Here is a 25,036-nt window from a genome sequence, read left to right as displayed (position 1 = left end):
GCTATTGACTCACCTGCGGATCATCAACATGTCCAACCTCTCCTCCACCCAGCCTGCCCGGGGCTGGTCCTTCTGGTGGAAACCAGCGCTGTTCCTGCTGGTGGCCTGCATCGGCCTCTACTACGTGAAGTGGTCGCCCTACTACGCCAAGGCGTTTGTTGCGGCGGACAACCACAGCATCGGCGCCTCGATTCTCAACGACCAGCAAAGTTCGCCATTGGCCGCCGCCCTGGCCTATGCCCAGGTGTATTTCCTGGCGATCTGGAAAGCCGCCGTGCTGGCGGTCATCCTCGGCTCGCTGCTGCAAGTGCTGATCCCGCGGGACTGGCTGTTGCGCCTGTTTGGCCGCGCCGGGCTGGGTTCCACCTTGCGCGGCGGGCTGTTCGCCCTGCCAGGGATGATGTGCAGTTGCTGCGCCGCCCCGGTGGCGGCCGGCATGCGTCGGCAGCAGGTGTCGGTGGGTGCGGCGCTGGCCTTCTGGATCGCCAACCCGGTGCTGAACCCGGCCACGCTGGTGTTTATGGGCTTCGTGCTGGGCTGGGGCTTTACCGCGTTGCGGTTGGTGGCCGGGATTGTGCTGGTGGTGGGTGTGTCGCTGGTGGCGCAACGTATCGCGCGCCCGGAGCAGGTGCCGGAAGCCGCACTGGACGCCGTGGCCCAGGCCAGCCATACCGAGACCGAACCGTTCCTGAACCGCTGGCTGCGCACCTTGTGGCAGCTGTTCTGGAGCACGATCCCGGTGTACATCCTGGCGGTGTTGATCCTCGGCGCGGCGCGGGTGTGGCTGTTTCCCCATGTTGACGGCGCGATGGCCAACAGCCTGGTGTGGCTGGTGCCGCTGGCGATTGTCGGCACGCTGTTTGTGATCCCGACGGCCGCCGAAATTCCCATCGTGCAAACCATGATGACCCTCGGCATGGGCACCGGCCCGGCCGTGGCCTTGCTGATGACCCTGCCGAGCGTGAGCCTGCCGTCGCTGCTGATGCTGCGCAAGGATTTCGATGCGCGGGTGCTGGTGACCGTGGCAGGGCTGACCATGCTGATGGGCGTGGTGTGCGGGCTGATCGGGGCGTTTATTCTTTAGTTATTGGGTGGGGTTGAGGGCCTCTTCGCGAGCAAGCCCGCTCCCACATTTTTGACCGCATTCCTTCAGGATAAACGCGGTCGAATGTGGGAGCGGGCTTGCTCGCGAAGAGGCCGGTAAACTCAACCCATTACTCCCGCCGAGCCGCCCGCTCACGCAGGTACTCCAGTACCGCACCCTGCTCCCCCGCAAACTCGATGCGTGCGCCCTTGCTTTCCCGCTGGAACGCGTACATCGGGTCGTAATACTCACGCAACAGCCCTTCAATCCAGCCCCGGTGCAACTCCACCGCACCGCTGCGGGCCTGCTCTGCCAGGGCGTCCTGCAGGATCCCGTGCAACCGCGCAAACCGCTCGCCACCCAGGCGCTTGTGGATATTGCCCAGGCTCTGGGTCAGGCGCTCGGCAAACAGGTCTTGGCCGGTGTCGCCAAACTGCGCGACGAATTCGGCGCAGAGGTCCACCACGTAATCCTGCAGGATGCGCTCCACACGGCCTTCAACGCTGTCTTCCAGCCAGACCATCGGGAAACCCTGCATGCCCTTGTGCAAGGGCAACGGCAGCGCACAACTGCCGATCATGCGGCTCTCATCCTCGACCACGAACTGTTCGATACCGGCGGCACGCTTTTTCAGCAGGTCCACGGCCAGGCGGTTTTCGAAGTCGATGTTGGAGGGTTGTGGTGTCGCACGTTTGCCGAAGCTCGAGCCGCGATGGTTGGCGTGGCCTTCCAGGTCCAGGGCATTGTTCAATTGGCCGAGCACGTCGGTCTTGCCGGTGCCGGTCATGCCGCCCAACAACACGAAGTCGCATTGAGCGGTGGCCTGCTCGACCGTGTCCAGCAGGAAGGTTCGCATGGCCTTGTAGCCACCGCCCACTCGCGGGTAGTCGATACCCGCCTCGGTCTTCAGCCATTGCTGGGCAATCTGCGAGCGCATCCCGCCACGAAAGCAATAGAGCACACCGTCAGGATTGGCCCGGGCAAAGCGCGCCCACTGCTCGATACGTTCGGCCTTGATCGCGCCGGACACCAACGCGTGGCCGAGGACGATGGCCGCCTGCTGGCCTTGCTGCTTGTAACAGGTGCCCACCCGTTCGCGCTCATCGTCGGTCATCAACGGCAGGTTGATCACTCCCGGAAACGCGCCCTTGATGAATTCGATCGGCGCCCGGGTATCCATCATCGGCCGGTCGTTGAGAAAGATGTCGCGGTAGTCGGTGATGTCAACCGGCATCAAAACACCTCTACCGCGTGGGTCTGTCGCTCAACCAGTTCGCCGATCGGCTCAAGGTCCAGGCCGAGTTCCGCCGCCACGGAGAGGAATTCGGCAGCGCCTTCGGGGGTGACCGCCACCAGCAGGCCGCCGCTGGTTTGCGGGTCGCACAGCACGCGCTTGTGCAGTTCGTTCAAGCGCCCCAGCTTGCTGGCGTAGCTGTCGAAGTTGCGCAAGGTACCGCCGGGCACACAACCCTGCTCCAGGTAGTACTCAACCCCGGGCAGGCGTGGGACTTTTTCATATTCGATGCGCGCCGTCAGATGGCTGCCGTCGGCCATTTCCACCAGGTGGCCCAACAGGCCGAAACCGGTGACATCGGTCATGGCCGTGACACCGGCCAGCTTGCCAAAGCGGCTGCCGGGCTTGTTGAGGGTGCACATCCAGTCACGGGCCAGGCCAATATCGGCTTCGCGCAGCTTGCCCTTCTTTTCGGCGGTGGTGAGGATGCCGATACCCAAGGGTTTGGTCAGGTACAGCTGGCAACCGGCGGTGGCTGTGTCGTTGCGCTTCATATCGCGTTTATTCACCAGCCCGGTGACGGCCAGGCCGAAGATCGGCTCGGGGGCGTCGATGGAGTGGCCACCGGCCAGGGGAATCCCGGCAGCGTCACACACGGAGCGACCGCCGCGAATCACTTCCCGGGCAATCTCCGGGGCCAGTACGTTGACCGGCCAGCCCAGAATGGCGATGGCCATCAACGGATCGCCGCCCATGGCGTAGATATCGCTGATGGCATTGGTGGCGGCAATGCGGCCGAAGTCGAAAGGGTCATCGACAATCGGCATGAAAAAGTCGGTGGTTGAGACCACGCCACGCTCGTCGTCGATGGCATACACCGCCGCGTCATCGCGGGAGGCATTGCCGACCCAGAGCTTGGGGTCCAGGTTTTGCGCACCGCTGCCGGCGAGGATCACTTCCAGCACCTGAGGTGAGATCTTGCAACCGCAACCAGCCCCATGGCTGTATTGGGTCAGGCGAATTGGCTCGTTCATGAAGGCACCTCGAATACGTCAAGGCGAAGAATCTTAACAGACGACTCCTACAGACATGGGCGATTCGGCAAAAACCAGGCAGCAAAAAGGCCGGCTGGGCTCTGATGAGCGCAGCCGGCCTTTGGGTGTGAGCCTTTACGGGTTTGCAGCCAGGCGTTTATGCCGGTTGCGTCGCATCATGTTCAGGCACTCGATCGCCGCCGAGAACGCCATGGCCGCATACACATAGCCTTTTGGCACATGGGCGCCGAAACCTTCGGCGATCAGCGTCATACCGATCATGATGAGGAAGCCCAAGGCCAACATCACAATGGTCGGGTTATCGTTGATGAACTTGGCCAACGGCTCGGCCGCCACCAGCATCACGATCACCGAGACCACCACGGCAATGATCATGATCGGCAAGTGCTCGGTCATGCCCACGGCGGTGATGATGCTGTCGATGGAGAACACCATGTCCAGCAGCAGGATCTGGCCGATCGCCGAGGCAAAGCCCAGGGTGACGCTCGGTGCACCGGTGTCCACGTGCTCCTTCTCGGGGTCCATGCTGTGATGGATCTCGGTGGTCGCCTTCCACACCAGGAACAGGCCACCGGCGATCAGGATCATGTCTTTCCAGGAGAACGACTGCCCCAGGATATCAATGACCGGCTCGGTCAACTGCACGATAAAGGCGATGGTGCTCAACAGGCCCAGACGCAGGATCAATGCCATGCTGATACCGATGCGGCGGGCCTTGGCCCGGTGTTGCACCGGCAACTTGTTGGTGAGAATCGAGATAAAGATCAGGTTGTCGATCCCCAGCACGATCTCCATGACGATCAGGGTGGCCAGTGCGATCCATGCGGTCGGGCTGGCGGCCAGTTGTAAAAGGTAATCCATAGGTCAGTCCTGGTGTGGTGTGCCGGTATTAGGTTTCTTGGGAGGTGGATTCGGGCGTGTTGTCTTCCGGCTCCTCCTTGTCCTGCTTGCCTTGGGGTGGTGCGATCAAGCCCTTGGTCGCGTCACTCAACGCCTGTTCGGCAGCCTGGTGGGTGTCGTCGATCACTTGCTTGGCCGATTCGGTGGCTTTACCCAACAGTTGTTGTGCGCTTTTCTCGGCCTGGTCACAACCACTGAGCATGACTAATGAAAGCGCAAGCAACGCCGTTGCGCCCGGGGAATTGAGTTTCATGATGCGTTCCTCGTTAGAACCGTTGGGTCCAAGTAGTGGCCCCTCGATAGCGACGCATTCTATGCAGGCAAACACTTCAGTAAAATTCGTATTTTTTTCGTTTATACTTCGGTTTTCACGAAGTGTTGGCCGCCATGCTCAATTATCGACAACTGCACTACTTCTGGGTCGTCGCCAAGACGGGCAGCATCGTGCGTGCCTGCGAGCAACTGAACCTCACGCCGCAGACCATCAGCGGGCAGATCAGCCTGCTGGAGCAGACGTTTGGCGTGGCGTTGTTTCAAAAGGTCGGGCGCCAACTGGAGCTGACCGAGGCCGGGCGCCAGGCGCTGCCCTATGCCGAGCAGATGTTTCAGCTGGGCAATGAGCTGGAGGCGATGCTGCGCACCCAGCCCAATGAGCAGCAGATCCTGTTCCGGGTCGGCGTGGCGGACGTGGTGCCTAAATCCATCGTCTACCGGCTGATTGCGCCGACCATGGAATTGAGCGAGCCGATCCGCATCACCTGCCGTGAAGACAAGCTTGAGCGGTTGCTGGCAGACCTGGCGATCCAGCGCCTGGACCTGGTGATCTCCGACAGCCCGATGCCACCGCACCTGGACATCAAGGGCTACAGCCAGAAACTGGGGGAATGCGGGATCAGCTTTTTCGCAACCCAGGCGTTGGCTGACCAGCATCGCGGCGATTTCCCACAGTGCCTGCAGGGTGCGCCGCTCTTGATTCCGGGAGCGGAGACCGTAGTGCGCAGCCGCTTGCTGCGCTGGTTTGCCGAGCAGCAGATCCAGCCACGGATTGTCGGGGAGTTCGACGACAGCGCCCTGATGCAGGCCTTCGGCCAATCCGGCAGCGGGATTTTTATCGCCCCCAGCGTGATTGCCGACGAGGTGGAGCGCCAGTATGGCGTGGCGCTGATCGGCCAGACGGATGCCGTGACCGAATCGTTCTATGCCATTTCGGTAGAGCGCAAGGTCAAGCACCCCGGCATCGTGGCGATTACCGAAGGGGCAAGGCGGGAGCTGTTCACCGCCCTGCCCTGATGAATCAAGCGCAGACGGCGCGGGTCTTGGCGGTCATCAGGCACAGTGCCAACAGGATCGACAGCAGGATAAAACCGGCGGCAGCAAACCCGAGGCTGCCCAAGCCGAGGGTGTCGATCACATGCCCGCCCACCAACGCCCCGAGGCCAATCCCCAGGTTGGCCCCGGCGATGTTCAGCGACGCGGCAAACGCCGGCGCATGGGGCGCGGCCTTCATCAATCGCACATGGCTCACCAGGAACAACGCCGCCTGGGTCACGCCCCATACCGCCATCGCCGCCGCCAGCCCGACGGTGGAGTGAATGGCGGGCACCAGCGCCACCATGCCGGCGATCATGAAGCCGCAGAACACCATCGAGGCGATCAGCGGGTGACGGTCCACCATGCGCCCGCCCAGTGAGTTGCCGATCAGGCCGACAGCGCCGAAGCCCATCAGGCACCAACCCACCAGCGTTCCGTCGAAACCTGCCAGGCGCTCGAGAATGTCAGCCAGGTAGGTGTAAGCGGTGAACATGCCACTGAACACCAGGATCGACAGCAGGATATGCCCCTGCATCAACGGGCTGCGCAAGATTTTGAACTGGGAGCGCAAGCTCACCTGATCGTTCTTCGCCCGGGTCTTCGGCAAGTAGATAAACAGCAGCAAGGCCTTGGCAAACGCCACCACGGCAAGAATGCCAAAGGCCGTGCGCCAGCCGAACATATCGGAAATCAGCGTGCCCACCGGGATGCCGAAGACCGTGGCGCAGACGATGCCGAAGCCGATTTTTTCAATTGCACGCCCAGCAAAATCCGGCCCGACGATGTCCACCGCCGTCTCACTGGCCAAGGCCCAGAACACCGGCAACCCCAACGCCGGGATCAGGCGGGCCAGGGACATGACCCAGATATTCGACGCCATGGCGGCCAGTGTGTTGGCCAGGCCGAACAGGATCAGGATCGTGATAAACAGCCGCTTGCGCTCGAACCGCGCGAAATACGCGGTAAGAAACGGGCCAAACGCTGCCACGGTGAACGCGAACAACGTCACCAGCAACCCGGCCTGGGACACGCTCACGTCGAGGTCCCGGGCGATGGCAGGCAACAGGCCGACGATGATGAACTCTGTGGTCAGCACGGTAAAACCGGCGGCTGACAACAGCAGGATCGGAAACAACATTAAAAACTCCAGAAAACGACAACATCAACGAAAGCCCGGAAGGCCCGCTGATCAATAGGAAAGAAGAGGATGGGCAATGTTAACAGAATGTGTCGTGACGTGGCGACGGAACGCCGCACCCGGATAAGCCATTTCCTACAGATGCTAGACTGCGCGCCTGCCAGATTCACGCTGCCTTGGCTGCATCTATTAAAAAAATCAGAGACAACCCCTTTATGACTGCTGCCCCTTCTCTCTTTCAACGGCTGATGTCTATCAGCCTGGTCACTCAAATCGTCATCGGCCTGATCGCCGGTATTCTGCTGGCCCTGTTGTTGCCCGATGTCGCACAGGCCACCGGGTTTATCGGCAAGGTGTTTGTTTCGGCACTCAAGGCGGTCGCGCCGATCCTGGTGTTTGTGCTGGTGATGGCCTCGATCGCCAACCATAAGCATGGCCAGGAAACCCATATCCGCCCGATCCTGTTCCTGTACCTGCTGGGTACCTTTGCTGCCGCGGTGGTGGCGGTGATCGCCAGCACACTGTTCCCCTCCTCGCTGGTACTGGCCACCCACGATATCGCCGTCAGTGCCCCCGGCGGCATTGGTGAAGTGTTGCAAAGCCTGGCGCTCAGTGTGGTGGACAACCCGGTCAGCGCGCTGATGAACGCCAACTTCATCGGTATCCTCGCCTGGGCCATCGGCATGGGCATAGCGATTCGCCATGCCAGCGACACCACCCGCACCGTGCTGGGGGACCTGTCCAACGGCGTCACGTTGATCGTGCGCATGGTGATCCGCTTCGCGCCGTTGGGGATCTTCGGCCTGGTGGCCTCCACCCTCGCCACCTCCGGCTTCGGCGCCCTGCTGGGCTACGCGCACCTGCTGGTGGTGTTGCTGGGCTGCATGCTGTTTGTGGCGCTGGTGATCAACCCGGCCATCGTGTACTGGAAACTGCGCCGCAACCCTTACCCGCTGGTGCTGATGTGCCTGCGGGAAAGCGGCATCACCGCGTTCTTCACCCGCAGTTCGGCAGCCAACATCCCGGTCAACCTGGCACTGAGCAAGCGCCTGGGCCTGCATGAAGACACCTACTCGGTGTCGATCCCCCTGGGCGCCACCATCAATATGGCCGGTGCTGCCACCACCATTACCGTCTTGACCCTGGCCGCCGTGCACACCTTGGGCATTGCGGTGGACATCCCCACCGCTGTGTTGCTCAGCGTCGTCGCGGCGGTGTGTGCCTGCGGGGCCTCGGGGGTTGCCGGTGGTTCGCTGCTGTTGATCCCGCTGGCGTGCAGCCTGTTCGGCATTCCCAGCGAAATCGCCATGCAGGTGGTGGCCGTAGGCTTCATTATCGGGGTGTTGCAGGACTCGGCGGAAACCGCGCTGAACTCGTCCACCGACGTGTTGTTCACCGCCGCCGCGTGCCTGGGCAAAGAAGAACAAGCCGCGTAAACCTTGCGCGCACAAAAAAGCCCGGGGCGGTTCGTGAATGAACCGCCCCGGGCTTTTTTATGACCGGCTTAGAACGCGCCCATGTAGTCGCGCTTGCCCACTTCCACACCGTTGTGGCGCAGCAAGGCGTAAGCGGTGGTGACGTGGAAGAAGAACTGCGGCAGGCCGTAGCTCAACAGGTACGACTGGCCGCTGAAGCGCTTCTCTTTCGGCGTGCCAGGGCGGGTGATGATTTCGATGCCTTCTTTGCCGTCGACCTGGGCCGGGGTGATGGTGTCGATAAACGCCAGGACCTTGGCGATCAGCGCTTGCAGGTCGGCGAAGGTGACTTCTGTATCGTCGTATTTCGGTACTTCGATTTCAGCCAGGCGGGCAGAAACGCCTTTGGCGAAGTCGACGGCGATCTGCACCTGGCGTACCAGCGGGAACATGTCCGGGTACAGGCGCGCTTGCAGGAAGGCGTTCGGGTCGATGTTCTTGGCGGTGGCGTGGGCTTCAGCCTTGTTCAGCACATCGCTCAGGGCGTTGAGCATTTGCTTGAAGACCGGGAGGGAAGCGGCGTACAGGGAAATAGTCATGACAGTCTCGACAGTTGTGGCAGGGTTTGAAACAGACGCGATTATAGACATGCCGGCAGCCGGCGCCGCTTGTCTTTTATTTTTTCAGGATTAGGCTAGTGGGCTCACTGCATTAGGGAAAGCGCGATGACCACCGAGCACGACACGACTTCTGAAGAACCGCGCCTGAACAGCACGGAAATCCGCATCCTGGGTTGCCTGATCGAAAAACAGGCCACCAGCCCCGAAACCTACCCGTTGACCCTCAACGCACTGGTGACCGCCTGCAACCAGAAAACCAGCCGCGAACCGGTGATGAACCTGAGCCAGGGCCAGGTCGGCCAGAGCCTGCGGGCGCTGGAAAGTCGTGGCTTTACCCGACTGGTGATGGGCAGCCGGGCCGATCGCTGGGAGCATCGGGTGGACAAGGCGCTGGAACTGGTGCCGGCCCAGGTGATTCTCAGCGGGCTGCTGTTTCTGCGGGGCCCGCAGACGGTCAACGAACTGCTGACCCGCAGTGGGCGCATGCACGATTTTGAAGACGCCGAGCAAGTGGTGCATCAACTGGAACGCCTGATTGCCCGTGGGCTGGCGTTGTTGGTGCCGCGTCAGTCGGGGCAGCGGGAAGACCGGTATATGCACGCCCTGGGGGACCCGGCGGATATTGAGGCGATCCTGGCGGCACGGGGGAACCCGGTGGAGCGTGGCGCGGGAAGTGGCGTGTCGCTGGAGCGTATCGAAGAGCTGGAGGCGCGGATTGCGGCGCTGGAAGAGCGGCTGTCCCGGCTCGAGTAATCAGCAACCTCTGTGGCGAGGGGGCTTGTCCCCCGTTGGGCTGCGAAGCAGCCCCGATAAGCTCATCGCATTCTGTCCGTTAGAACCCGGTCGCGGGTTTAGGGGCTGCTTCGCAGCCCAACGGGGGACAAGCCCCCTCGCCACAAAAGCCCCCTCACCACAAAAATGTGCGCCATTAAAGAAGGCGCCCTCAACCTCAACCTCAGCTTCGCGCAAACGCCACCGCGGCCTGAAACTGCGCATCGGTCGGCCGCACGCCGGTGTACAGCACAAACTGCTCCAACGCCTGGATGGCAATCACTTCCAGGCCGGTAATCACCCGTTTGCCCTGGGCGCGGCCACGCAGGATCAGTGGGGTTTCCGAGGGAATGGCCACCACATCGAACACCGTCTCGGCCCTATCAATCGCATCAGCCTCAAACGCCAACTGATCAGCCTCCGACCCTCCGGTCATGCCAATCGGCGTCACGTTGACCAACATCTGCGGACGTAACGCACCCAGCTCCGCCTGCCATTCATACCCCAGGCTCCGGGCCAGCGCCCGGCCCGCTTCTTCATTACGCGCCACGATCACGCCATTGGCGTAGCCGCCGTCGCGCAAGGCACTGGCCACGGCCTTGGCCATGCCGCCGCTGCCGCGCAGGGCAAACGTCGAATCCTTGGGCACTGCGTGGGTCTTCAGCAGTTGCTCGATGGCAATGTAGTCGGTGTTGTAGGCCTTCAAATGCCCGTCGGTATTGACGATGGTGTTGATCGAGGCAATGGCCCGCGCCGAATCATCCAGTTCGTCCACCAGGGCAATGCACGCCTCCTTGAACGGCATCGATACGCCACACCCACGAATATTCAACGCGCGGATGCCACCCACGGCGCCCGGCAAGTCCTGGCTGCTGAAGGCCTTGTAGTAGAAATTCAGGCCCAACTGCTCGTACAGGTGGTTATGAAACCGCAGGCCAAAATTCCCGGGGCGCGCCGACAGCGACATGCACAGTTGGGTGTCCTTGTTGGGGTTCATCTGCATCGGTAACTCCTTGAAGCCCTTCCAGAGGCTGTTTCGGATGGACGGAATACCCGCGCCAGCGGGTTGTCATGGATCATACGCACTGTGCCCGGCCGCTTGTGTAAGCCAACCGATACAGACCTTACACAACCTTTACTTATCGGCTGTGCTGTTTTTCAGAAATACGCTGTCTTAAAAGTATCCCCGCGACAATCCTTGAGTCTATTGATTGCAGACCACAAGCGCAGGGGCTAACCGAGGAATAACCATGATTCGTAAAATCCCCAAGATCGCCTTGCTTATCGGCGCACTCGCTATAGCAGGACAGGCCTCCGCCCACGGTGGTGGTTGGGGTGCTCCGCTCGCACTGGGTGCCGTTGTCGGTGCAGTGGTAGGCGGCTCGATCGTTGCCAGCCAGCAGCAGCCGGTCTACGTGCAACAGCCGGTGTATGTCCAGCCGCAGCCAGTGTATGCCGCTCCGCCACCGGTCTATTACGCACCGCCACCGCCGGTGTACGTGCAGCAACGGGTTTATTACCGCCCGGCGCCGGTCTATTACGGCCCACCGCGCGGCTACTACGGCCCTCCACACGGCTATTACGGTCGCGGCTGGTAAGCGTCAACTGACACACACGAACAGGCTCCGCCCTAAAAAGCGGGGCCTTTTTTTGGCCTGCAGGTCTGAATAAATCTCGCCAAGGTCGTTATAAGGACAATGGCTGTGGCCAAATCCCACATTATTGATCTCAATAGGCACTTGCCCGACCGGGGCCTGCGCTGTCATGTTTGTGTCTCAACAGGTTTCCACTCTCAGCACTGTCCAGCCAATAAGAACAAGGACGATTGACCATGCCCACGCAAAACCCTCATCGTACCGCCGGCCTTTGCACCTCGAGCAAGGTCTATAGCGTACTGACCGAGCTCAAGGCCCTGGAAGGCCACCGCAATGCCAAGTTCCTGTCCCTGCTGGCGGAGAACCTGGTGCGCAAGGGCTTGCTCAGTGAGCAGGAAGTGGTGCATATGCTTGATCAAGTGGTCGACTGACCCCTCGTTGCTCGATAACAGTGATGTCGACTATCGAGCGGGTTAATTTCCCCTTAAAGCCTCCACACCATACTGTCACCTCCATAGCGTATCGGAGGTCGTCATGCCCACTATTCAAATCATGTCCGTCATCGGCAGTGCCGTTCCCGCCTCACTCAGAGAATTGGGTTTGCTCGCCTGCTGGTACCTGGTACGGGATGGCGAAGCCATCAGCGGCCCACTCACTTCGTTGCCGGCGGCCCAGGCCCTGTCGCTGAAGATGGCTCATTGCTTTCATGCCTAAGGCAGCTGCACCCGCGGTTTGGTTTCGACAAACAGCGCCCAACTGGACATGAACAACGCAGCAATCAGCGGCCCGATGACAAAACCGTTCAAACCAAAGATCGACAGCCCACCCAGGGTTGAGATCAGGATCAGGTAATCCGGCATCCGGGTGTCCTTGCCCACCAGGATGGGCCTTAGCACATTGTCCACCAGCCCGATCACAAACACCCCGAACAGCCCCAGCACCACCCCTTGCCAGATGGCCCCGCTCAGCAGGAAATACGCGGCCACCGGCCCCCACACAATCCCCGCGCCCACCGCCGGCAACAACGACAGAAACGCCATCAACACCGCCCAGAGCAACGCGCTGGGAATGTCCAGGACCCAGAAGATCAAACCGCCCAGCGCCCCTTGCGTGACCGCCACCAGCACGTTGCCTTTCACCGTGGCACGCACCACCCGGTTGAACTTGAGTTGCAGGCGACGCTTTTGCGGTTCGGCCAGCGGCACGGCAGTGCGGACCTTGCGCACCAGTTCGGGGCCGTCCCGCAGCAGGAAGAACAGCAAATACAGCATGATGAAAAAGCTCACCAGGAAATCAAATGTGCCCTGGCCGAAGCTGAACGCCTGGGTCGCGAAAAACTGGCTGCCCTGCATCGCGCTCTTGACGATTTTCTCTCGCAGGCCTTCCAGGTTGCCCATGCCGAAGCGGTCCAGCAGGTGCTGGAAGTACGGCGGCAGGAAGTTCTTGAACTGCTCGATATACCCGGCAACGTCGAGCTTGCCGCTCTCGACATTCTTGTAAAGCGTGGCGCCCTCTTGCACCAGCAAGGCACTGGTGATGATCACCGGCAAAATCGCGATCACCAGGCACACCATCAGGGTCGCCAGTGAGGTCAGGTTGCGGTTCCAGCCAAAACGTTGCTGAACCCGCCGTTGCATCGGGGCAAAAATGATCCCCAGGATCACCGCCCAGAACACCGCGCCGTAAAACGGCAGCAAAATCCAGATAAACGCGATGGTCACCAGGGCAAGCAGTAACAGCAGGGTTTTGAATTGCAGGTTGGTTTGATTCATGGCCGATCCATCTCAAAAAACGCAGGACACTCATGTGCACCCTGATGGTTAGTCCGCCGCAAATCCCACGAGTGCCCTGCTTTGATCATTTGCCCGCGCAACTGGTCGCAAACGATCAATACCCGACCCGGCCCTGCCCCTAGATTAACTCCCAGAACAAGCAGCCGTGCCGTGCGGCCATTGACCGTGGAGATAGCCCCCATGCAAGATTTCCAGACCCGCAAACACCACAGCCCCGTCGAGGGTTGGGACCACCAGGACCCGGAACACGCCTTCACCCTGCCCTCGCGCTACTTCTTTGACGAGAGCCTGTTCAAGGCCGAGCGCGACAATATTTTCATGCACGCCTGGCACGTGGCCGGGCACGTCAGCGAGTTTGCCGAACCGGGCCAGTACGTGGTCACCGACCTGTTTGACCAGAGCGTGGTGGTCGCCCGAAATCGCCAGGGCCAGATCCACGGCTTCCACAACGTGTGCCAGCATCGCGGCAATCGCCTGCTGGAGGACCGTCGCGGCACCACCGGCGGCGTGGTGCGCTGCGCCTATCACTCGTGGTGCTACGAAATGGACGGCAGCCTGCGCGGCGCGCCCCGTTGCGAAAAAATGAAAAACTTCGAGTTGCAGCAGTTCAATATTCCCCAGGTGCGCACCGAAGAACTGGGCGGTTTCATTTACTTCAACCTCGACCCGGCCGCGCCCTCCCTGCGTGACTTGTTTCCCGGCGCCGACGAGGAAATGCGCCGGGTATTTCCCGACCTGGAAAACATGCGGCTGATCGAGGAGCAGGACGTGATCGTGCCAGCCAACTGGAAGGTGATCATGGACAACTCCATCGAGGGCTATCACTTCAAGCTGTCCGGGCCGTGCCATGTGGACCTGGCCAAGCTGATCGATTTCAAGGGTTACCAGTTGACCAAACGCGACAACTGGTGGACCTACATCGCCCCCGCCAACCTGTCGGTGACCGAAGCCTACGGTGTGCCCCTGCGCCCCGACGTAAACCCCGACGAGCGCTTTTTCAACATCGGCCTGTGGCCCAACAACACCTTCTACACCTTCCCGTTTTCGGAGTTCCTGGGCTCGTTCATCATGATCCCGCTGGACGCCGAACGCTCCCTGCTGCGCTTCGGCTACTACTCCAACAACCCTGAAACGGCGGCCGTCAGTGCCTCGTGCATGAAGTGGATGAACGAAGACCTGGGCCCGGAAGACATCGCCCTGAACATCTCCGTGCAAAAAGGCCTGCACTCCCTCGGTTACGACCAGGGCCGCTACATGATCGACGCCCAGCGCAGCAACGAAAGCGAGCACCTGGTGCATCACTTCCACAAGCTGGTGTTCAACGGTATCCACGGGCCGTCTTCGGTCTGAACCCTTACTGGCAGGAGCACAGCGGACCATGACCGAGCATGCGTTTGATTACCTGATTGTGGGCGCGGGGTCCGCGGGCTGCGTGTTGGCCAACCGCCTTGGCGAAGACCCCAACGTGCGGATTCTGCTGCTGGAAGCCGGGCCCGCAGACCACAGCTGGACCATCGACATGCCCTCCGCCGTGGGCATCGTGGTGGGCGGCACGCGCTACAACTGGTGCTACACCTCCGAACCCGAACCGTACCTGGACGGGCGCCGGATCGGCACACCCCGTGGCCGGACCCTGGGCGGCTCATCGTCGATCAACGGCATGGTCTACATCCGTGGCCATGCCCGGGACTACGACGCCTGGGCCGAACAAGGCTGCACCGGTTGGCGTTATCAGGAGGTGCTGCCGTACTTCATCCGGGCGCAAACCCATGCCGATGGCGCCGATGCCTACCGAGGCGCCGCCGGGCACCTGCACGTCACCCCCGGCGACACGAAAACCCCGTTATGTGCGGCGTTCGTAGCTGCCGGCGCTGAGGCCGGTTATGGCGTAAGCAACGACTTGAACGGCTACCGCCAGGAAGCGTTCGGCCCGGTGGACCGTACCACCCGCGCCGGCCGGCGCTGGAGCACCGCGCGGGGCTACTTGAGCGAGGCGCTGGCACGGGGCAATGTGCGCGTGGTCACCGACGCCTTGGCGTTGCGCATCCTGTTTGACGGCCAGCGCGCCGTCGGCATCGAATACGAACAGAGCGGCGCAGTGCATCAAGCCCATGCCCGCCGTGAAGTGCTGCTGACGGCCGGGGCGATCAATTCGCCGCAACTGCTGTTGCTGTCGGGCATCGGCCCGGCCGCCGAATTGCGCGACCTGGGCATCGAGGTCAAGCACGACCTGCCCGGCGTCGGCCGGCGTCTCAACGATCACCCGGACACCGTGGTGCAATACCGTTGCAAGCAGCCGGTGTCGCTCTACCCCTGGACCACCGCGCCGGGCAAATGGTGGATCGGCGCCCGCTGGTTCGTCACCCATGACGGGCTGGCGGCCAGTAACCACTTCGAGGCCGGGGCGTTCATTCGTTCTCGGGCCGGCGTTGAACACCCAGACTTGCAACTGACCTTCATGCCGCTGGCGGTGCAACCGGGCAGTGTCGACCTGGTGCCCCACCACGCGTTCCAGATTCACATCGACCTGATGCGCCCCTCCAGCCTGGGCAGCGTGACCTTGAAGAGCGCCAACCCTCGACAGCCGCCGCGCATCCTGTTCAATTACCTGAAAACCGAGCAGGACCGGGCCGACATGCGCGCCGGCGCCCGCCTGGTGCGCGAGATTATCGGGCAACCGGCCATGGCGGCGTTCCAGGGCGAAGAACTGGTGCCCGGCCCCCATGCCCAGAGCGACGCCGCGCTGGACGCCTGGGCCCGCCAGGTCACGGAAACCGGCTACCATGCCTGCGGCACCTGCAAAATGGGCCCGGCCAGCGACCCGGAAGCCGTGGTGGACCCGCACTTGCGCGTGCACGGTATCGATAGCCTGCGGGTGGTGGACGCCTCGATCATGCCCATCATCGTCAGCGGCAACACCAATGCGCCCACGGTGATGATCGCGGAAAAAGCCAGCGACCTGATCCGTGGCCTGCCGGCCTTGCCGGGCCTGGATGCACCGGTATGGATTCACCCCCACTGGCAGACACGGCAACGATAGAGAGCCCCCATGACGTCACCCTCATCCGTTCCCCCGCAACCCCGCTTCACCTGGCGCCGCGGTGATATCGCGCCGCTGCGGGTGGCGGTGCTGCTGTTGCCGTCGTTTTCCAACTTCGGCCTGGCGGCGGTGCTGGAACCGTTGGCAATCGCCAATTGGCTGACCCAACGGCAACTGTTCGAATGGTCGCTGTTGTCCCTGGACGGCGAACCGGTGCAGGCCAGCAACGGCCTGGTCAGTGTGGCCAACGACGGCCTGCGCGCCGATCAAGGCTTTGATGTGTGCCTGGTGATCGCCAGTTTCGATGTGCACAAACACAGCCGCAACCTGGCGCTCAAGAGTTGGCTGCGCAAGCAGGCGCTGTTCGGCGCAGTGCTGATGGGCGTGGAAACCGGCACCGAACTGCTGGCCGCCGCCGGCGTACTGGACGGCTATGAAGCCGCGGTGCACTGGGACAACCTGCAAGGATTCCAGGAAAGCTACCCGCGGGTGCACGCCAAACCGCAGCTGTACACCCTGGAGCGGCAGCGCATGACCTGCGCTGGCGCCACCACCACCCTCGATATGCTGCTGGCGTGGATGGACCAGAGCGTCGACAGCGACCTCTCGCGGGAAATCGCCATGCACCTGTTGATGGGCCAGGTGCGCGCGCCCGCCGACAACCAGCTCGACGGCGGCCCCAGCAACAGCGGGATGTACGGCAGCAAGATCCGTCGCGCGGTGCAACTGATGGAAAAGGCCCTGGAGGAACCTCTCGACTGTGAGGCAATTGCCAGCCAGGTCGGGCTTTCACGGCGGCAACTGGAGCGCCAGTTCAAGCACCAGACCGGGCTCTCGCCACTCAAGTACTACATCACCCTGCGCCTGGCCAAGGCCCACAGTCTGCTGCAACAGACACGCCTGAGCGTCGCCCAGGTGGCGGCGTGCTCAGGCTTTGGCTCCCTGGAGCATTTCTCCCGCACCTACCGCGCGCGCTTCGGCTGCCCGCCCAGCGAAGACCGCAGCCAGGTCCTCACCGCGCCGGTGATGCGCCAGCCCTTGAGCAAGGCACACCGCACCGCCAGCGCCGACTGAGTTCACAGCCGGTAGCCGGGCTCTTCCTCATCCAGAATCGCCATCAGGGCATTGAAATGCTTGTCGGCAAAACCGGGGTAATCCAGCCACTGGCGGCAGGTCTTGCGGGCGATTTCGTCACTGACAATGCGTAATTCGCGGCCGGTGGAAAGCGCGGTGATGTAGGTCTCGCAGGCCCGCTCGAAATAGTACAAATCGTCGAACGCCTGGGCGATGGTCGGCGCCGCCACCAGCACGCCGTGGTTGCCCATCAGCAGGATGGGTTTATCCCCCAGCAGGTGGCTGACCCGTTCGGCCTCTTCCCCCAGCCCCATGCCGTCAAACCCGTGGTCAATCACCACGCGCTCGAAAAACCGCATCGCGTTTTGCTCGAGGGGTGGCAATCGTGAATCCGCCAGGCACGCCAGCGCCGTGGCGTATTTGGAGTGGGTATGCAGGATGCAGCGGGCCTGCGGCTGGTTGCGGTGCAGGGCACTGTGCAAGGCCATTGCGGTGATGTCCGGCGCGTCCGGGCGGTCGAGGCTGGCGGGCTTATCGGCGTTCACCAGCAGCAAGTCGCTGGCCTTGATCTGGGAGAAGTGCTTGCCGTACGGGTTGATCAGAAACTCCCGACCGTCCCCCGACACCGCCACGCTGAAGTGATTGGCGATGGACTCGTGCAGGTTCAGCCGCGCCGCCCAGCGAAAGGCACAGGCCAGGCGGACGCTCAGTTGTTCGACAGGTTGATTCATGACGTGCCCTCGAAGGGATGGTTGGGCGTTTTGCGCAGTGTAGAGCGACGCCACGCCGACACTTGACGGGAAACGACACGGGCTGACGTTTTCACGGCGGCCTGCCCCCGGTGAAAAAGCGGCATGGTTATGCCGCGTTTGATCAAGAGCCCCACCGCCAACCCCGCCATCCTGTGGAGGCGATGTTTTCACCTCGCCCATGACAACAAGAACGCGACACCCCAACCGCTGCCGACGTTTTTCCTTGAGGAGTTGATCCCATGAAAGCCTTGCTCTTGCTTGCGTCGCTGACCCTGCCACTGATGGCCCAGGCCGCTGAACCCGAGTCCTGTGCCACGGTGCGTTTTTCCGATGTCGGCTGGACCGACATCAGCGTCACCACCGCCATTACCAGCGAAGTCCTCGAATCCCTCGGCTACACCACCAAGACCACCCTGCTGTCGATCCCGGTGACCTACCGTGCCCTGGCGTCGGGCAAGGACCTGGACGTGTTCCTCGGCAACTGGATGCCCACCACCGAAAACGACATCAAGCCATTCCGTGACGCCGGCACCGTGGAAACCGTGCGCGCCAACCTGCACGGTGCCAAGTACACCCTGGCCGTGCCGGATTACGTGTACAACGCCGGGCTGCACGACTTTGCCGACATCGCCAAATTCAAGGACAAACTCAACGGGCAGATCTACGGCATCGAGCCGGGCAACGACGGCAATCGCCTGATCCAGAGCATGATCGACAAGGACGCCTTCGGCCTCAAGGACTTCAAAATTGTCGAGTCCAGCGAAGCGGCGATGCTCTCGCAACTCAAACGCGCCACCCGCAAAAACGAGTGGATGGTGTTCCTCGGCTGGGAACCGCACCCGATGAACACCCGCAACAAGATGAAGTACCTCAGCGGCGGCGACGAGTACTTCGGGCCCAATTTTGGCCAGGCCACGGTGTACACCAACGTGCGCAAGGACTACCTCACCGAGTGCAGCAACGTGGGCAAGCTGTTGCAGAACCTGGAGTTCAGCCTGGCCATGGAAAACCAGTTGATGGACGCGGTGCTGAACCAGAACCAGAAACCCCGTGCCGCCGCCAAGGCCTGGCTCAAGGCCAACCCGGCCGTGCTGGAAACCTGGCTGGCGGGCGTCAGCAGCCGGGATGGGCAGGATGGCTATAAAACGGCCAGGTCCAGTTTGACCCGGTAAACCCAGCACACCCGACCTCTTGTGGAGAGAGCGTTTGTTGTGAGGAGGGGGCTTGTTTTGGCAATAAGGCTTATTGTGGCAAAGGGCCTGTTGTGGCAATAGGGCTTATTGTGGCAAAGGGCCTGTTGTGGCAATAGGGCTTATTGTGGCAAAGGGCCTGTTGTGGCAATAGGGCTTGTTGTGGCGAGGGGGCTTGTCCCCCGTTGGGCTGCGAAGCGGCCCCAATAAGAGCGCCGCAGTGTTTCAGGAAAAACTCCGGTGGCTGGACTGGGGCTGCTTCGCAGCCCAACGGGGGACAAGCCCCCTCGCCACAAAAAGCAGGGCATGCGCGGGCTGGGGCTGCTTCGCAGCCCAACGGGGGGCAAGCCCCCTCGCCACAAAAAGCAGGGCATGCGCGCACTAGGTTCATTTGCAAAGTAGAATTGGCGGTTCTGCGTACCGCCACCTTGTCTTGAGCGGTCACCCTCTTTTTTACGGAGATCGCCTTGCGTCTGTTTCACACCTCCGACTGGCACCTTGGGCAAAACCTGCACGGCCAGGAACGCGACTTCGAACACGCCTGCTTCCTCGACTGGTTGCTGGGCCAACTGGGCCTGCACCGCCCTGATGTGCTGCTGATCGCCGGCGATATCTTCGACACGGTCAACCCGCCCCTCAAGGCCCAGGAGCGGCTGTATGACTTCATCATCAGCGCCCACGAGCAAAACCCCGCGCTGACCATTGTGATGATCGCCGGCAATCACGACTCCGGCTCGCGCATTGAGCTGCCGGCGCCGTTGATGCGCCGCCTGCGGACCCACGCCCTGGGCCGGGTGCTGTGGCTGGATGACGGGCAGCTGGACGTGGAGCGGCTGCTGATTCCATTGCCCGACGCCAACGGTGAAATCGCCGGCTGGTGCCTGGCCCTGCCCTTCCTGCGCCCGGCCGAAGTGACCGGCGCGCAACTGGGGGACGATTACCTGCGGGGCATCGGCCAGGTCCATGAATGGCTGATCGCCGCCGCCAACGCCAAGCGCCAGCCGGGCCAGGCGCTGGTTGCCATCAGCCATGCGCACATGGCCGGCGGTTCGGTGTCGGAAGACTCCGAGCGCAGCCTGATCATCGGCAACGCCGAGGCGCTGCCCGCCAGCCTGTTCGACGCCAGCGTCAGCTACGTGGCCCTCGGCCATTTGCACAAACCCCAGCGCGTGAATGGGGAGGAGCGGATTCGCTACTGCGGCTCGCCGATCCCGCTGTCGTTTTCAGAAATCGGCTACCAACATCAAATCCTCGACGTGCAGTTGGACGGCGAAACCCTGGTCAGCGTCGAATCCCGGCTGATCCCCCGTTCGGTCAACCTGCAACGCCTGGAAGCCGCGCCCCTGGCCGATATCCTCAAGCAACTGGCCGACCTGCCCGACATCGACCTGCTGGCCGAAACCCAGCGCCAACCCTGGCTGGAAGTGCGTGTACGCCTCGACGAGCCCCAACCCGACCTGCGCCACCAAGTGGAAAACGCCCTGCAAGGCAAAGCCGTGCGCCTGGTGCGCATCGCGGCGGAATACGCCGGCAGCGGCAGCCACGAAGACAGCCAGGAAGACCGCCTGATCGAACTCGACCAGCTCACGCCCCAGGAGTTGTTCAGCCGCGCCTGGCAGGAAAGCTACGGCAATGAAGTGGACGAACAGACCCTCAAGGACTTCGCCGTGCTGCTCCAGGAAGTGCAACAGGAGGGCGAACAGCCATGAAGATCCTCGCCATTCGCTTGAAAAACCTGGCCTCCCTGGCCGGCCCGTTTGAAATCGACTTTACCGCCGAGCCCCTGGCCAGCGCCGGGTTGTTCGCGATTACCGGGCCCACCGGCGCCGGCAAAAGTACCCTGCTCGATGCGTTGTGCCTGGCGCTGTTTGGCGCCGTGCCGCGCCTGGGGGATACCGGCCAGGCAAAAATGCCGGATGCCGACACCGATATTTCCATCGGCGACCCGCGCACCCTGATTCGTCGGGGCACCGGTGGTGGTTATGCGGAGGTGGATTTTGTCGGTGTCAGCGGCCGTCGCTACCGCGCCCGCTGGGAAGCCAACCGCGCCCGGGACAAGGCCAGCGGCAAGCTGCAAGCCAGCCGGCAAAGCCTGATCGACCTCGACGGCGAGCAACTGCTGGCCAGCCAGAAAACCGAATACAAGACCCAGCTGGAACTGGCCCTGGGCCTGAACTTCGAGCAGTTCACCCGCGCGGTGTTGCTGGCCCAAAGTGAGTTCAGCGCGTTCCTCAAGGCCAACGACAACGAGCGCAGCGAACTGCTGGAAAAGCTCACCGACACCGCGCTCTACACCCAGCTCGGGCGCCGCGCCTTCGACAAGGCCAAGGACGCCCGGGACGCCCACAAACACCTGCAAGACCAGGCCACCGGCGTGACCCCACTGGCCCCCGAAGCCCGCGCCGAACTGGACGAACAACTGGCCGGCGCGCAGCAGCAACTCAAGACCCAACAGGTACAACTCAAGCAACTGGAGCTGCAGCACACCTGGCTCAAGGAACTGCGGGAATGGCAAGAGCGCCAGCAAGGCGCCGTCGAGCAACTGCAACAGGCCCAGCAACACTGGGAGAGCCAGGGCCCGCAACGCCTGGACCTCAGCCGCCTGGAGCAACTGGCGCCGCAACGTCATCACTTCGCCCGCCAGGCTGAACTGACCACCCAATTGCAGCCGTTGGCCGCGCAGATCCAGCAGCACCTTGAACAGCAAGCCGCGCTGCAAAACCGCCAGACCCAACTGCAACAGCAACAGACTGACGTGCACGCCGCCCTCGCCCAGGCCCTGAAACACCAAGCCGACGCCGTACCCCTGCTGCGCCAGGCCTTCGAGGAGCAAACCACCCTCGCCCACCTGACCCGTGAGCTGGCCAAACGCAGTGAAGAAAAACAGCTGGGCGAAGCCGCCTGCGTAGAAGGCCAAGCAACGTTGACCGGCCTGCTCGACAAGCAAAAAGTTGTCGCCGAGCGCCTGCACCGGCTGGCCGCAGAGCTTGAACGCAGCGCCGCCCTGGCCCCCTTGAGTGACGCCTGGAGCGCCTACCGCGACCGCTTGCAACAGCTGATGCTGATCGGCAATCGCCTCAATAAAGGCCAGGCTGAACTGCCGCAGCTGGAAGAACGCGCTACCCGCCTCGGTGAAAAATGGACCGAACAACGTGAAGCCCTGGACCTGCTGTACCACGAGGCCGGCGCCGAACCTCACGCGGTGGCCGAGCAGATCCAGTTGCTGGGCAGCCTGCTTCAGGACAATCGCAAGCAACATCGGGCGTTTGAAGACCTGGCGCGGCTGTGGGGCAGCCATCAGCAACTGGACACCCAAAGCCAGGCCCTGACGCAAAAGCAGACCCTCGTCCAGCAACAGCGCGAACATCTGAACCAGAGCGGCTTGCAGGCCAAGGCCGAGCTGACCGTGGCCGAACAGACCCTGACCGTCACCAAGCAACTGCTGGAGCGCCAACGTCTGGCCCGCAGCGCCAGCGTCGAGGAATTGCGTGGCCAGCTCCAGGACGATCAACCGTGCCCGGTGTGCGGCAGCGTCGAGCACCCGTATCACCAGCCTGAAGCGATGCTGCAAAGCCTGACCCGGCACGACGAAAGCGAAGAAGCCAACGCCCGGCAAGCCGTCGATGTGCTTAAGGAAAAACTCACCGAGCTGCGGGGCGAAGTGGGCGGCCTGATTGCCCAGCAAAAGGAGTTCCTGCAACAGCAGGAGCAACTCGCCAGCCAGTTGCAGGCCCTGGTGCCAGCCCTTGAAGCCCACCCGCTGGCCGCCTCGCTGTTCAACCAGGACGCGGCCAAGCGTGATGCCTGGCTGACCCAGCAACTGAGCCAGCTCAGCCAAAGCCTCACCCAGGATGAGCAACGCCAGGGCGCCCTGCTCAACCTGCAACAAAACGCCGGGCGCCTGCAGCAACAGCTGCAAGCCGCCCAGGACGCCAGCCAGCAGGCCCGCCAACTGCTGATCGACCAGCAGCGGGAGCTGTCCAACGACCGCGAACGCCTGGACGAAGAACTCAACGCCTTCGCCAGCCTGTTGCCAAGCGAAACCCTGGACGGCCTGCGCAGCGAACCGGCGGCGACATTCATGTTGCTCGACCAACAGGTCAGCCAGCGCCTGGAGCAGCTGGATAATCAAAAGGAAGAACTGGCCGAACAGCTACAGCGCCAGCAAGCCATCGAGAAAGAACAGGACCGCCAGCAACATCGCCAGCAGCAGTGGGAGACCTTGCAACAACAGCTCGCCGAACAAAGCGCGCTGCAACAGGCTGCCGAGGAAAAACTCGCCGGCCTGCTAGGGGAAAACCCCAGCGCCGAACACTGGCAGCAACAGCTGGACCAGGCCGTCGAGCAGGCTCGACAGCATGAGACCGAGGCCAGCCAGCAGTTGCAGGACACCCGCAACCAGCTGATTCAGTTGGCCGCCGACCTCAAGTCGCTGCAAGAGCGCCAACAGGCGCTGGACACCGAACATCTGGCCCTTACCACACGCCTGAGCGACTGGCGCGCCTTGCACCCGGAGCTCGATGACCAAGGCTTGGCGCGCCTGGTGGCCTTCGATGAACCGCAACTGGCCGAGCTGCGCCAGCAACTGCAACACAGCGAAAAGGCCATCGAACAGGCCAAGGTGTTGCTGCAAGAGCGCGAACAGCGGCTCAAGGATCACCAGGCGCTGCACAACGGCAACCTTGAGGCCGAGCAACTGGACAATGCCCTGGCCGAACTCAACAGCACATTGATCGAGAGCGAAAAAAGCTGTGCTGAACTACGCGCCCGGCAAGCCGAAGACCAGCGTCGCCAGAATGCCAATCAGTCGCTGGCAGAACAGATCGCCAAGGCCTATGACGAATGGCAACGTTGGGCACGGATTGACTCACTCATCGGTTCTGCGGCGGGCGATAAATTCCGCAAATTCGCCCAGGCCTACAACCTCGACCTGCTGGTGCACCACGCCAACGTGCAGCTGCGCCAATTGGTGCGCCGCTACCGCCTGAAACGCGGCGGCAGCATGCTCGGCCTGCTGGTACTCGACACCGAGATGGGCGACGAACTGCGCTCGGTGCACTCGTTGTCGGGGGGTGAAACGTTCCTGGTGTCGCTGGCGTTGGCCTTGGGCCTGGCGTCGATGGCGTCCAGCACGTTGAAGATCGAGTCGCTGTTTATCGACGAAGGCTTTGGCAGCCTCGACCCCGAATCCCTGCAACTGGCGATGGACGCCCTCGACGGCTTGCAGGCCCAGGGTCGCAAGGTGGCGGTGATTTCCCATGTGCAGGAAATGCACGAACGGATTCCGGTGCAGATTCAGGTCAAGCGCCAGGGCAATGGCTTGAGCACCCTGGAGGTCAAGTGAACGAGGCGGTGCTGTATTCGTTCCGCCGCTGCCCGTATGCCATGCGGGCACGGATGGCCCTGCGGTATTCAGGGGTGGCGGTGCAGATTATTGAAGTCAGCCTGAAAGCCAAGCCCGCCGAAATGCTCGCACTGTCGCCCAAGGGCACGGTGCCGGTGCTGAGTGTGGAGGGCCGGGTGATTGATGAAAGCCTGGCGATTATGCGCTGGGCATTGGCGCAGCATGATCCGCAGGGCTGGTTGCTTGAGGATGATGGGCAGACGCAGGCGCTGATTGACGAGAACGATCAGGGCTTCAAACATCACTTGAATCGATACAAGTATGCCGAGCGTTATCCGGAGCAGCCGATGGAGGTTTATCGGGCCGAGGGTGAGGTGTTTTTGTTGAAGCTGGAGGGGTTGCTGGCCGGGCGAGAGTATTTGCTGGCCGGGCAGTTGAGCCTGGCGGATGTAGCACTGGCGCCGTTTGTGCGGCAGTTTGCCCATGTGGATCGGGAGTGGTTTGCCCAGGCGCCGTATCCGCGGTTGCGGGACTGGTTGCAGCGGTTTCTGGAGTCGTCGTTGTTTGTCGCGGTAATGGCAAAACCCCAGGCTTAACACGATTAATGTGGGAGCTGGCTTGCCTGCGATAGCGGTGCATCAGTCGACCAATCTGTTACTGATAAACCGCTATCGCAGGCAAGCCAGCTCCCACATTTGATCTTCAGCGTTTGATGAAACT

General features: G+C 62.1%; 23 protein-coding genes. 14 read left to right on the top strand and 9 right to left on the bottom strand.

Features of this window, described 5'->3' with window-relative positions; translation table 11 throughout:
- The first annotated feature begins 28 nt into the window (after nt 1–28).
- Nucleotides 29–1,084: a permease gene (locus tag HX855_RS01205; protein WP_177089618.1), complete on the top strand. Its 1,056-nt coding sequence runs from the start codon at nt 29–31 to the stop codon at nt 1,082–1,084.
- 130 nt (nt 1,085–1,214) lie between these two features.
- On the opposite strand, the gene mnmH is transcribed toward HX855_RS01205, so the two are convergent.
- The 4 genes from mnmH to HX855_RS01185 form a co-directional block, all read right to left on the bottom strand.
- Nucleotides 1,215–2,318, bottom strand: a complete 1,104-nt coding sequence (gene mnmH / locus HX855_RS01200; RefSeq protein ID WP_177089619.1) for a tRNA 2-selenouridine(34) synthase MnmH — start codon at nt 2,316–2,318, stop codon at nt 1,215–1,217.
- Nucleotides 2,318–3,352: a selenide, water dikinase SelD gene (selD, locus tag HX855_RS01195; protein ID WP_177089620.1), complete on the bottom strand. Its 1,035-nt coding sequence runs from the start codon at nt 3,350–3,352 to the stop codon at nt 2,318–2,320. The genes mnmH and selD overlap by 1 nt, the downstream gene beginning before the upstream one ends.
- A 135-nt stretch (nt 3,353–3,487) precedes the next feature.
- Nucleotides 3,488–4,234 carry a TerC family protein gene (locus HX855_RS01190; protein ID WP_177089621.1) on the bottom strand — a complete coding sequence of 249 codons (747 nt, stop codon included), beginning with the start codon at nt 4,232–4,234 and terminating at the stop codon, nt 3,488–3,490.
- A gap of 28 nt (nt 4,235–4,262) precedes the next feature.
- The gene (locus HX855_RS01185; RefSeq protein ID WP_177089622.1) at nt 4,263–4,526 is read right to left on the bottom strand and encodes a hypothetical protein; all 264 of its coding nucleotides are present in this window, start codon (nt 4,524–4,526) and stop codon (nt 4,263–4,265) included.
- A 134-nt stretch (nt 4,527–4,660) separates the two neighbouring features.
- Between HX855_RS01185 and nhaR the strand changes: the two genes are divergently transcribed.
- On the top strand, nt 4,661–5,563 hold the full coding sequence (gene nhaR / locus HX855_RS01180) for a transcriptional activator NhaR (protein WP_017475497.1): 903 nt from the start codon (nt 4,661–4,663) through the stop codon (nt 5,561–5,563).
- A 4-nt stretch (nt 5,564–5,567) separates the two neighbouring features.
- Here the strand turns inward: nhaR and HX855_RS01175 are convergent, their stop codons facing one another.
- Nucleotides 5,568–6,722: an MFS transporter gene (locus HX855_RS01175; RefSeq protein WP_177089623.1), complete on the bottom strand. Its 1,155-nt coding sequence runs from the start codon at nt 6,720–6,722 to the stop codon at nt 5,568–5,570.
- Between the two features lie 215 nt (nt 6,723–6,937).
- Here HX855_RS01175 and sstT point away from each other — a divergent pair, with 215 nt between their 5' ends.
- Nucleotides 6,938–8,158 carry a serine/threonine transporter SstT gene (sstT, locus tag HX855_RS01170; RefSeq protein WP_177089624.1) on the top strand — a complete coding sequence of 407 codons (1,221 nt, stop codon included), beginning with the start codon at nt 6,938–6,940 and terminating at the stop codon, nt 8,156–8,158.
- A 68-nt stretch (nt 8,159–8,226) separates the two neighbouring features.
- On the opposite strand, the gene HX855_RS01165 is transcribed toward sstT, so the two are convergent.
- A complete protein-coding gene (locus HX855_RS01165) occupies nt 8,227–8,736 on the bottom strand; it encodes a DUF1993 family protein (protein WP_003211233.1) in 510 nt (169 codons plus the stop codon).
- A 126-nt stretch (nt 8,737–8,862) separates the two neighbouring features.
- Here HX855_RS01165 and HX855_RS01160 point away from each other — a divergent pair, with 126 nt between their 5' ends.
- The gene (locus HX855_RS01160; protein WP_177089625.1) at nt 8,863–9,510 is read left to right on the top strand and encodes a YceH family protein; all 648 of its coding nucleotides are present in this window, start codon (nt 8,863–8,865) and stop codon (nt 9,508–9,510) included.
- 202 nt (nt 9,511–9,712) lie between these two features.
- On the opposite strand, the gene HX855_RS01155 is transcribed toward HX855_RS01160, so the two are convergent.
- Nucleotides 9,713–10,531, bottom strand: coding sequence for a shikimate 5-dehydrogenase (locus tag HX855_RS01155; RefSeq protein WP_177089626.1), 819 nt, complete (start codon nt 10,529–10,531; stop codon nt 9,713–9,715).
- A 241-nt stretch (nt 10,532–10,772) separates the two neighbouring features.
- Between HX855_RS01155 and HX855_RS01150 the strand changes: the two genes are divergently transcribed.
- The 3 genes from HX855_RS01150 to HX855_RS01140 all read left to right on the top strand — a co-directional run bounded on the left by HX855_RS01150 (nt 10,773) and on the right by HX855_RS01140 (nt 11,837).
- A complete protein-coding gene (locus HX855_RS01150) occupies nt 10,773–11,126 on the top strand; it encodes a hypothetical protein (protein WP_177089698.1) in 354 nt (117 codons plus the stop codon).
- Nucleotides 11,127–11,359: 233 nt separating this feature from the next.
- Entirely contained in the window at nt 11,360–11,554 is a 195-nt protein-coding gene (locus HX855_RS01145; RefSeq protein ID WP_010172323.1) for a hypothetical protein, read from the top strand.
- 103 nt (nt 11,555–11,657) lie between these two features.
- Nucleotides 11,658–11,837, top strand: coding sequence for a hypothetical protein (locus HX855_RS01140; RefSeq protein WP_177089627.1), 180 nt, complete (start codon nt 11,658–11,660; stop codon nt 11,835–11,837).
- Here HX855_RS01140 and HX855_RS01135 read toward each other — a convergent pair.
- On the bottom strand, nt 11,834–12,895 hold the full coding sequence (locus tag HX855_RS01135) for an AI-2E family transporter (protein WP_177089628.1): 1,062 nt from the start codon (nt 12,893–12,895) through the stop codon (nt 11,834–11,836). The genes HX855_RS01140 and HX855_RS01135 overlap by 4 nt on opposite strands.
- 201 nt (nt 12,896–13,096) lie before the next feature.
- Between HX855_RS01135 and HX855_RS01130 the strand changes: the two genes are divergently transcribed.
- The 3 genes from HX855_RS01130 to HX855_RS01120 are packed head-to-tail and all read left to right on the top strand — an operon-like array spanning nt 13,097 to nt 17,030.
- On the top strand, nt 13,097–14,266 hold the full coding sequence (locus HX855_RS01130; protein ID WP_177089629.1) for an aromatic ring-hydroxylating dioxygenase subunit alpha: 1,170 nt from the start codon (nt 13,097–13,099) through the stop codon (nt 14,264–14,266).
- Between the two features lie 28 nt (nt 14,267–14,294).
- Entirely contained in the window at nt 14,295–15,956 is a 1,662-nt protein-coding gene (locus HX855_RS01125) for a choline dehydrogenase (protein WP_177089630.1), read from the top strand.
- 9 nt (nt 15,957–15,965) lie between these two features.
- Complete coding sequence (locus HX855_RS01120) at nt 15,966–17,030, top strand: GlxA family transcriptional regulator (RefSeq protein ID WP_177089631.1); 1,065 nt, start codon at nt 15,966–15,968, stop codon at nt 17,028–17,030.
- A gap of 2 nt (nt 17,031–17,032) precedes the next feature.
- On the opposite strand, the gene HX855_RS01115 is transcribed toward HX855_RS01120, so the two are convergent.
- Nucleotides 17,033–17,761 (bottom strand): class II aldolase and adducin N-terminal domain-containing protein, encoded by a 729-nt coding sequence (locus HX855_RS01115; RefSeq protein ID WP_177089632.1) that lies wholly within the window; start codon nt 17,759–17,761, stop codon nt 17,033–17,035.
- A gap of 260 nt (nt 17,762–18,021) precedes the next feature.
- Between HX855_RS01115 and HX855_RS01110 the strand changes: the two genes are divergently transcribed.
- The 4 genes from HX855_RS01110 (at nt 18,022) to HX855_RS01095 (ending at nt 24,912) form a co-directional block, all read left to right on the top strand.
- The gene (locus tag HX855_RS01110) at nt 18,022–18,954 is read left to right on the top strand and encodes a choline ABC transporter substrate-binding protein (protein WP_177089633.1); all 933 of its coding nucleotides are present in this window, start codon (nt 18,022–18,024) and stop codon (nt 18,952–18,954) included.
- 485 nt (nt 18,955–19,439) lie between these two features.
- The gene (locus HX855_RS01105; RefSeq protein ID WP_177089634.1) at nt 19,440–20,681 is read left to right on the top strand and encodes an exonuclease SbcCD subunit D C-terminal domain-containing protein; all 1,242 of its coding nucleotides are present in this window, start codon (nt 19,440–19,442) and stop codon (nt 20,679–20,681) included.
- Entirely contained in the window at nt 20,678–24,316 is a 3,639-nt protein-coding gene (locus tag HX855_RS01100; protein WP_177089635.1) for an AAA family ATPase, read from the top strand. Before HX855_RS01105 ends, HX855_RS01100 begins: the two co-directional genes overlap by 4 nt.
- Complete coding sequence (locus HX855_RS01095; RefSeq protein ID WP_177089636.1) at nt 24,313–24,912, top strand: glutathione S-transferase; 600 nt, start codon at nt 24,313–24,315, stop codon at nt 24,910–24,912. The genes HX855_RS01100 and HX855_RS01095 overlap by 4 nt, the downstream gene beginning before the upstream one ends.
- Nucleotides 24,913–25,036: the final 124 nt, after the last annotated feature.

The organism is Pseudomonas sp. IPO3778, assembly GCF_013386825.1.
Classification (GTDB): domain Bacteria; phylum Pseudomonadota; class Gammaproteobacteria; order Pseudomonadales; family Pseudomonadaceae; genus Aquipseudomonas.
Note: the sequence above shows the minus strand (reverse complement) of the source record. Positions and strands in the feature narration are given on the sequence as shown.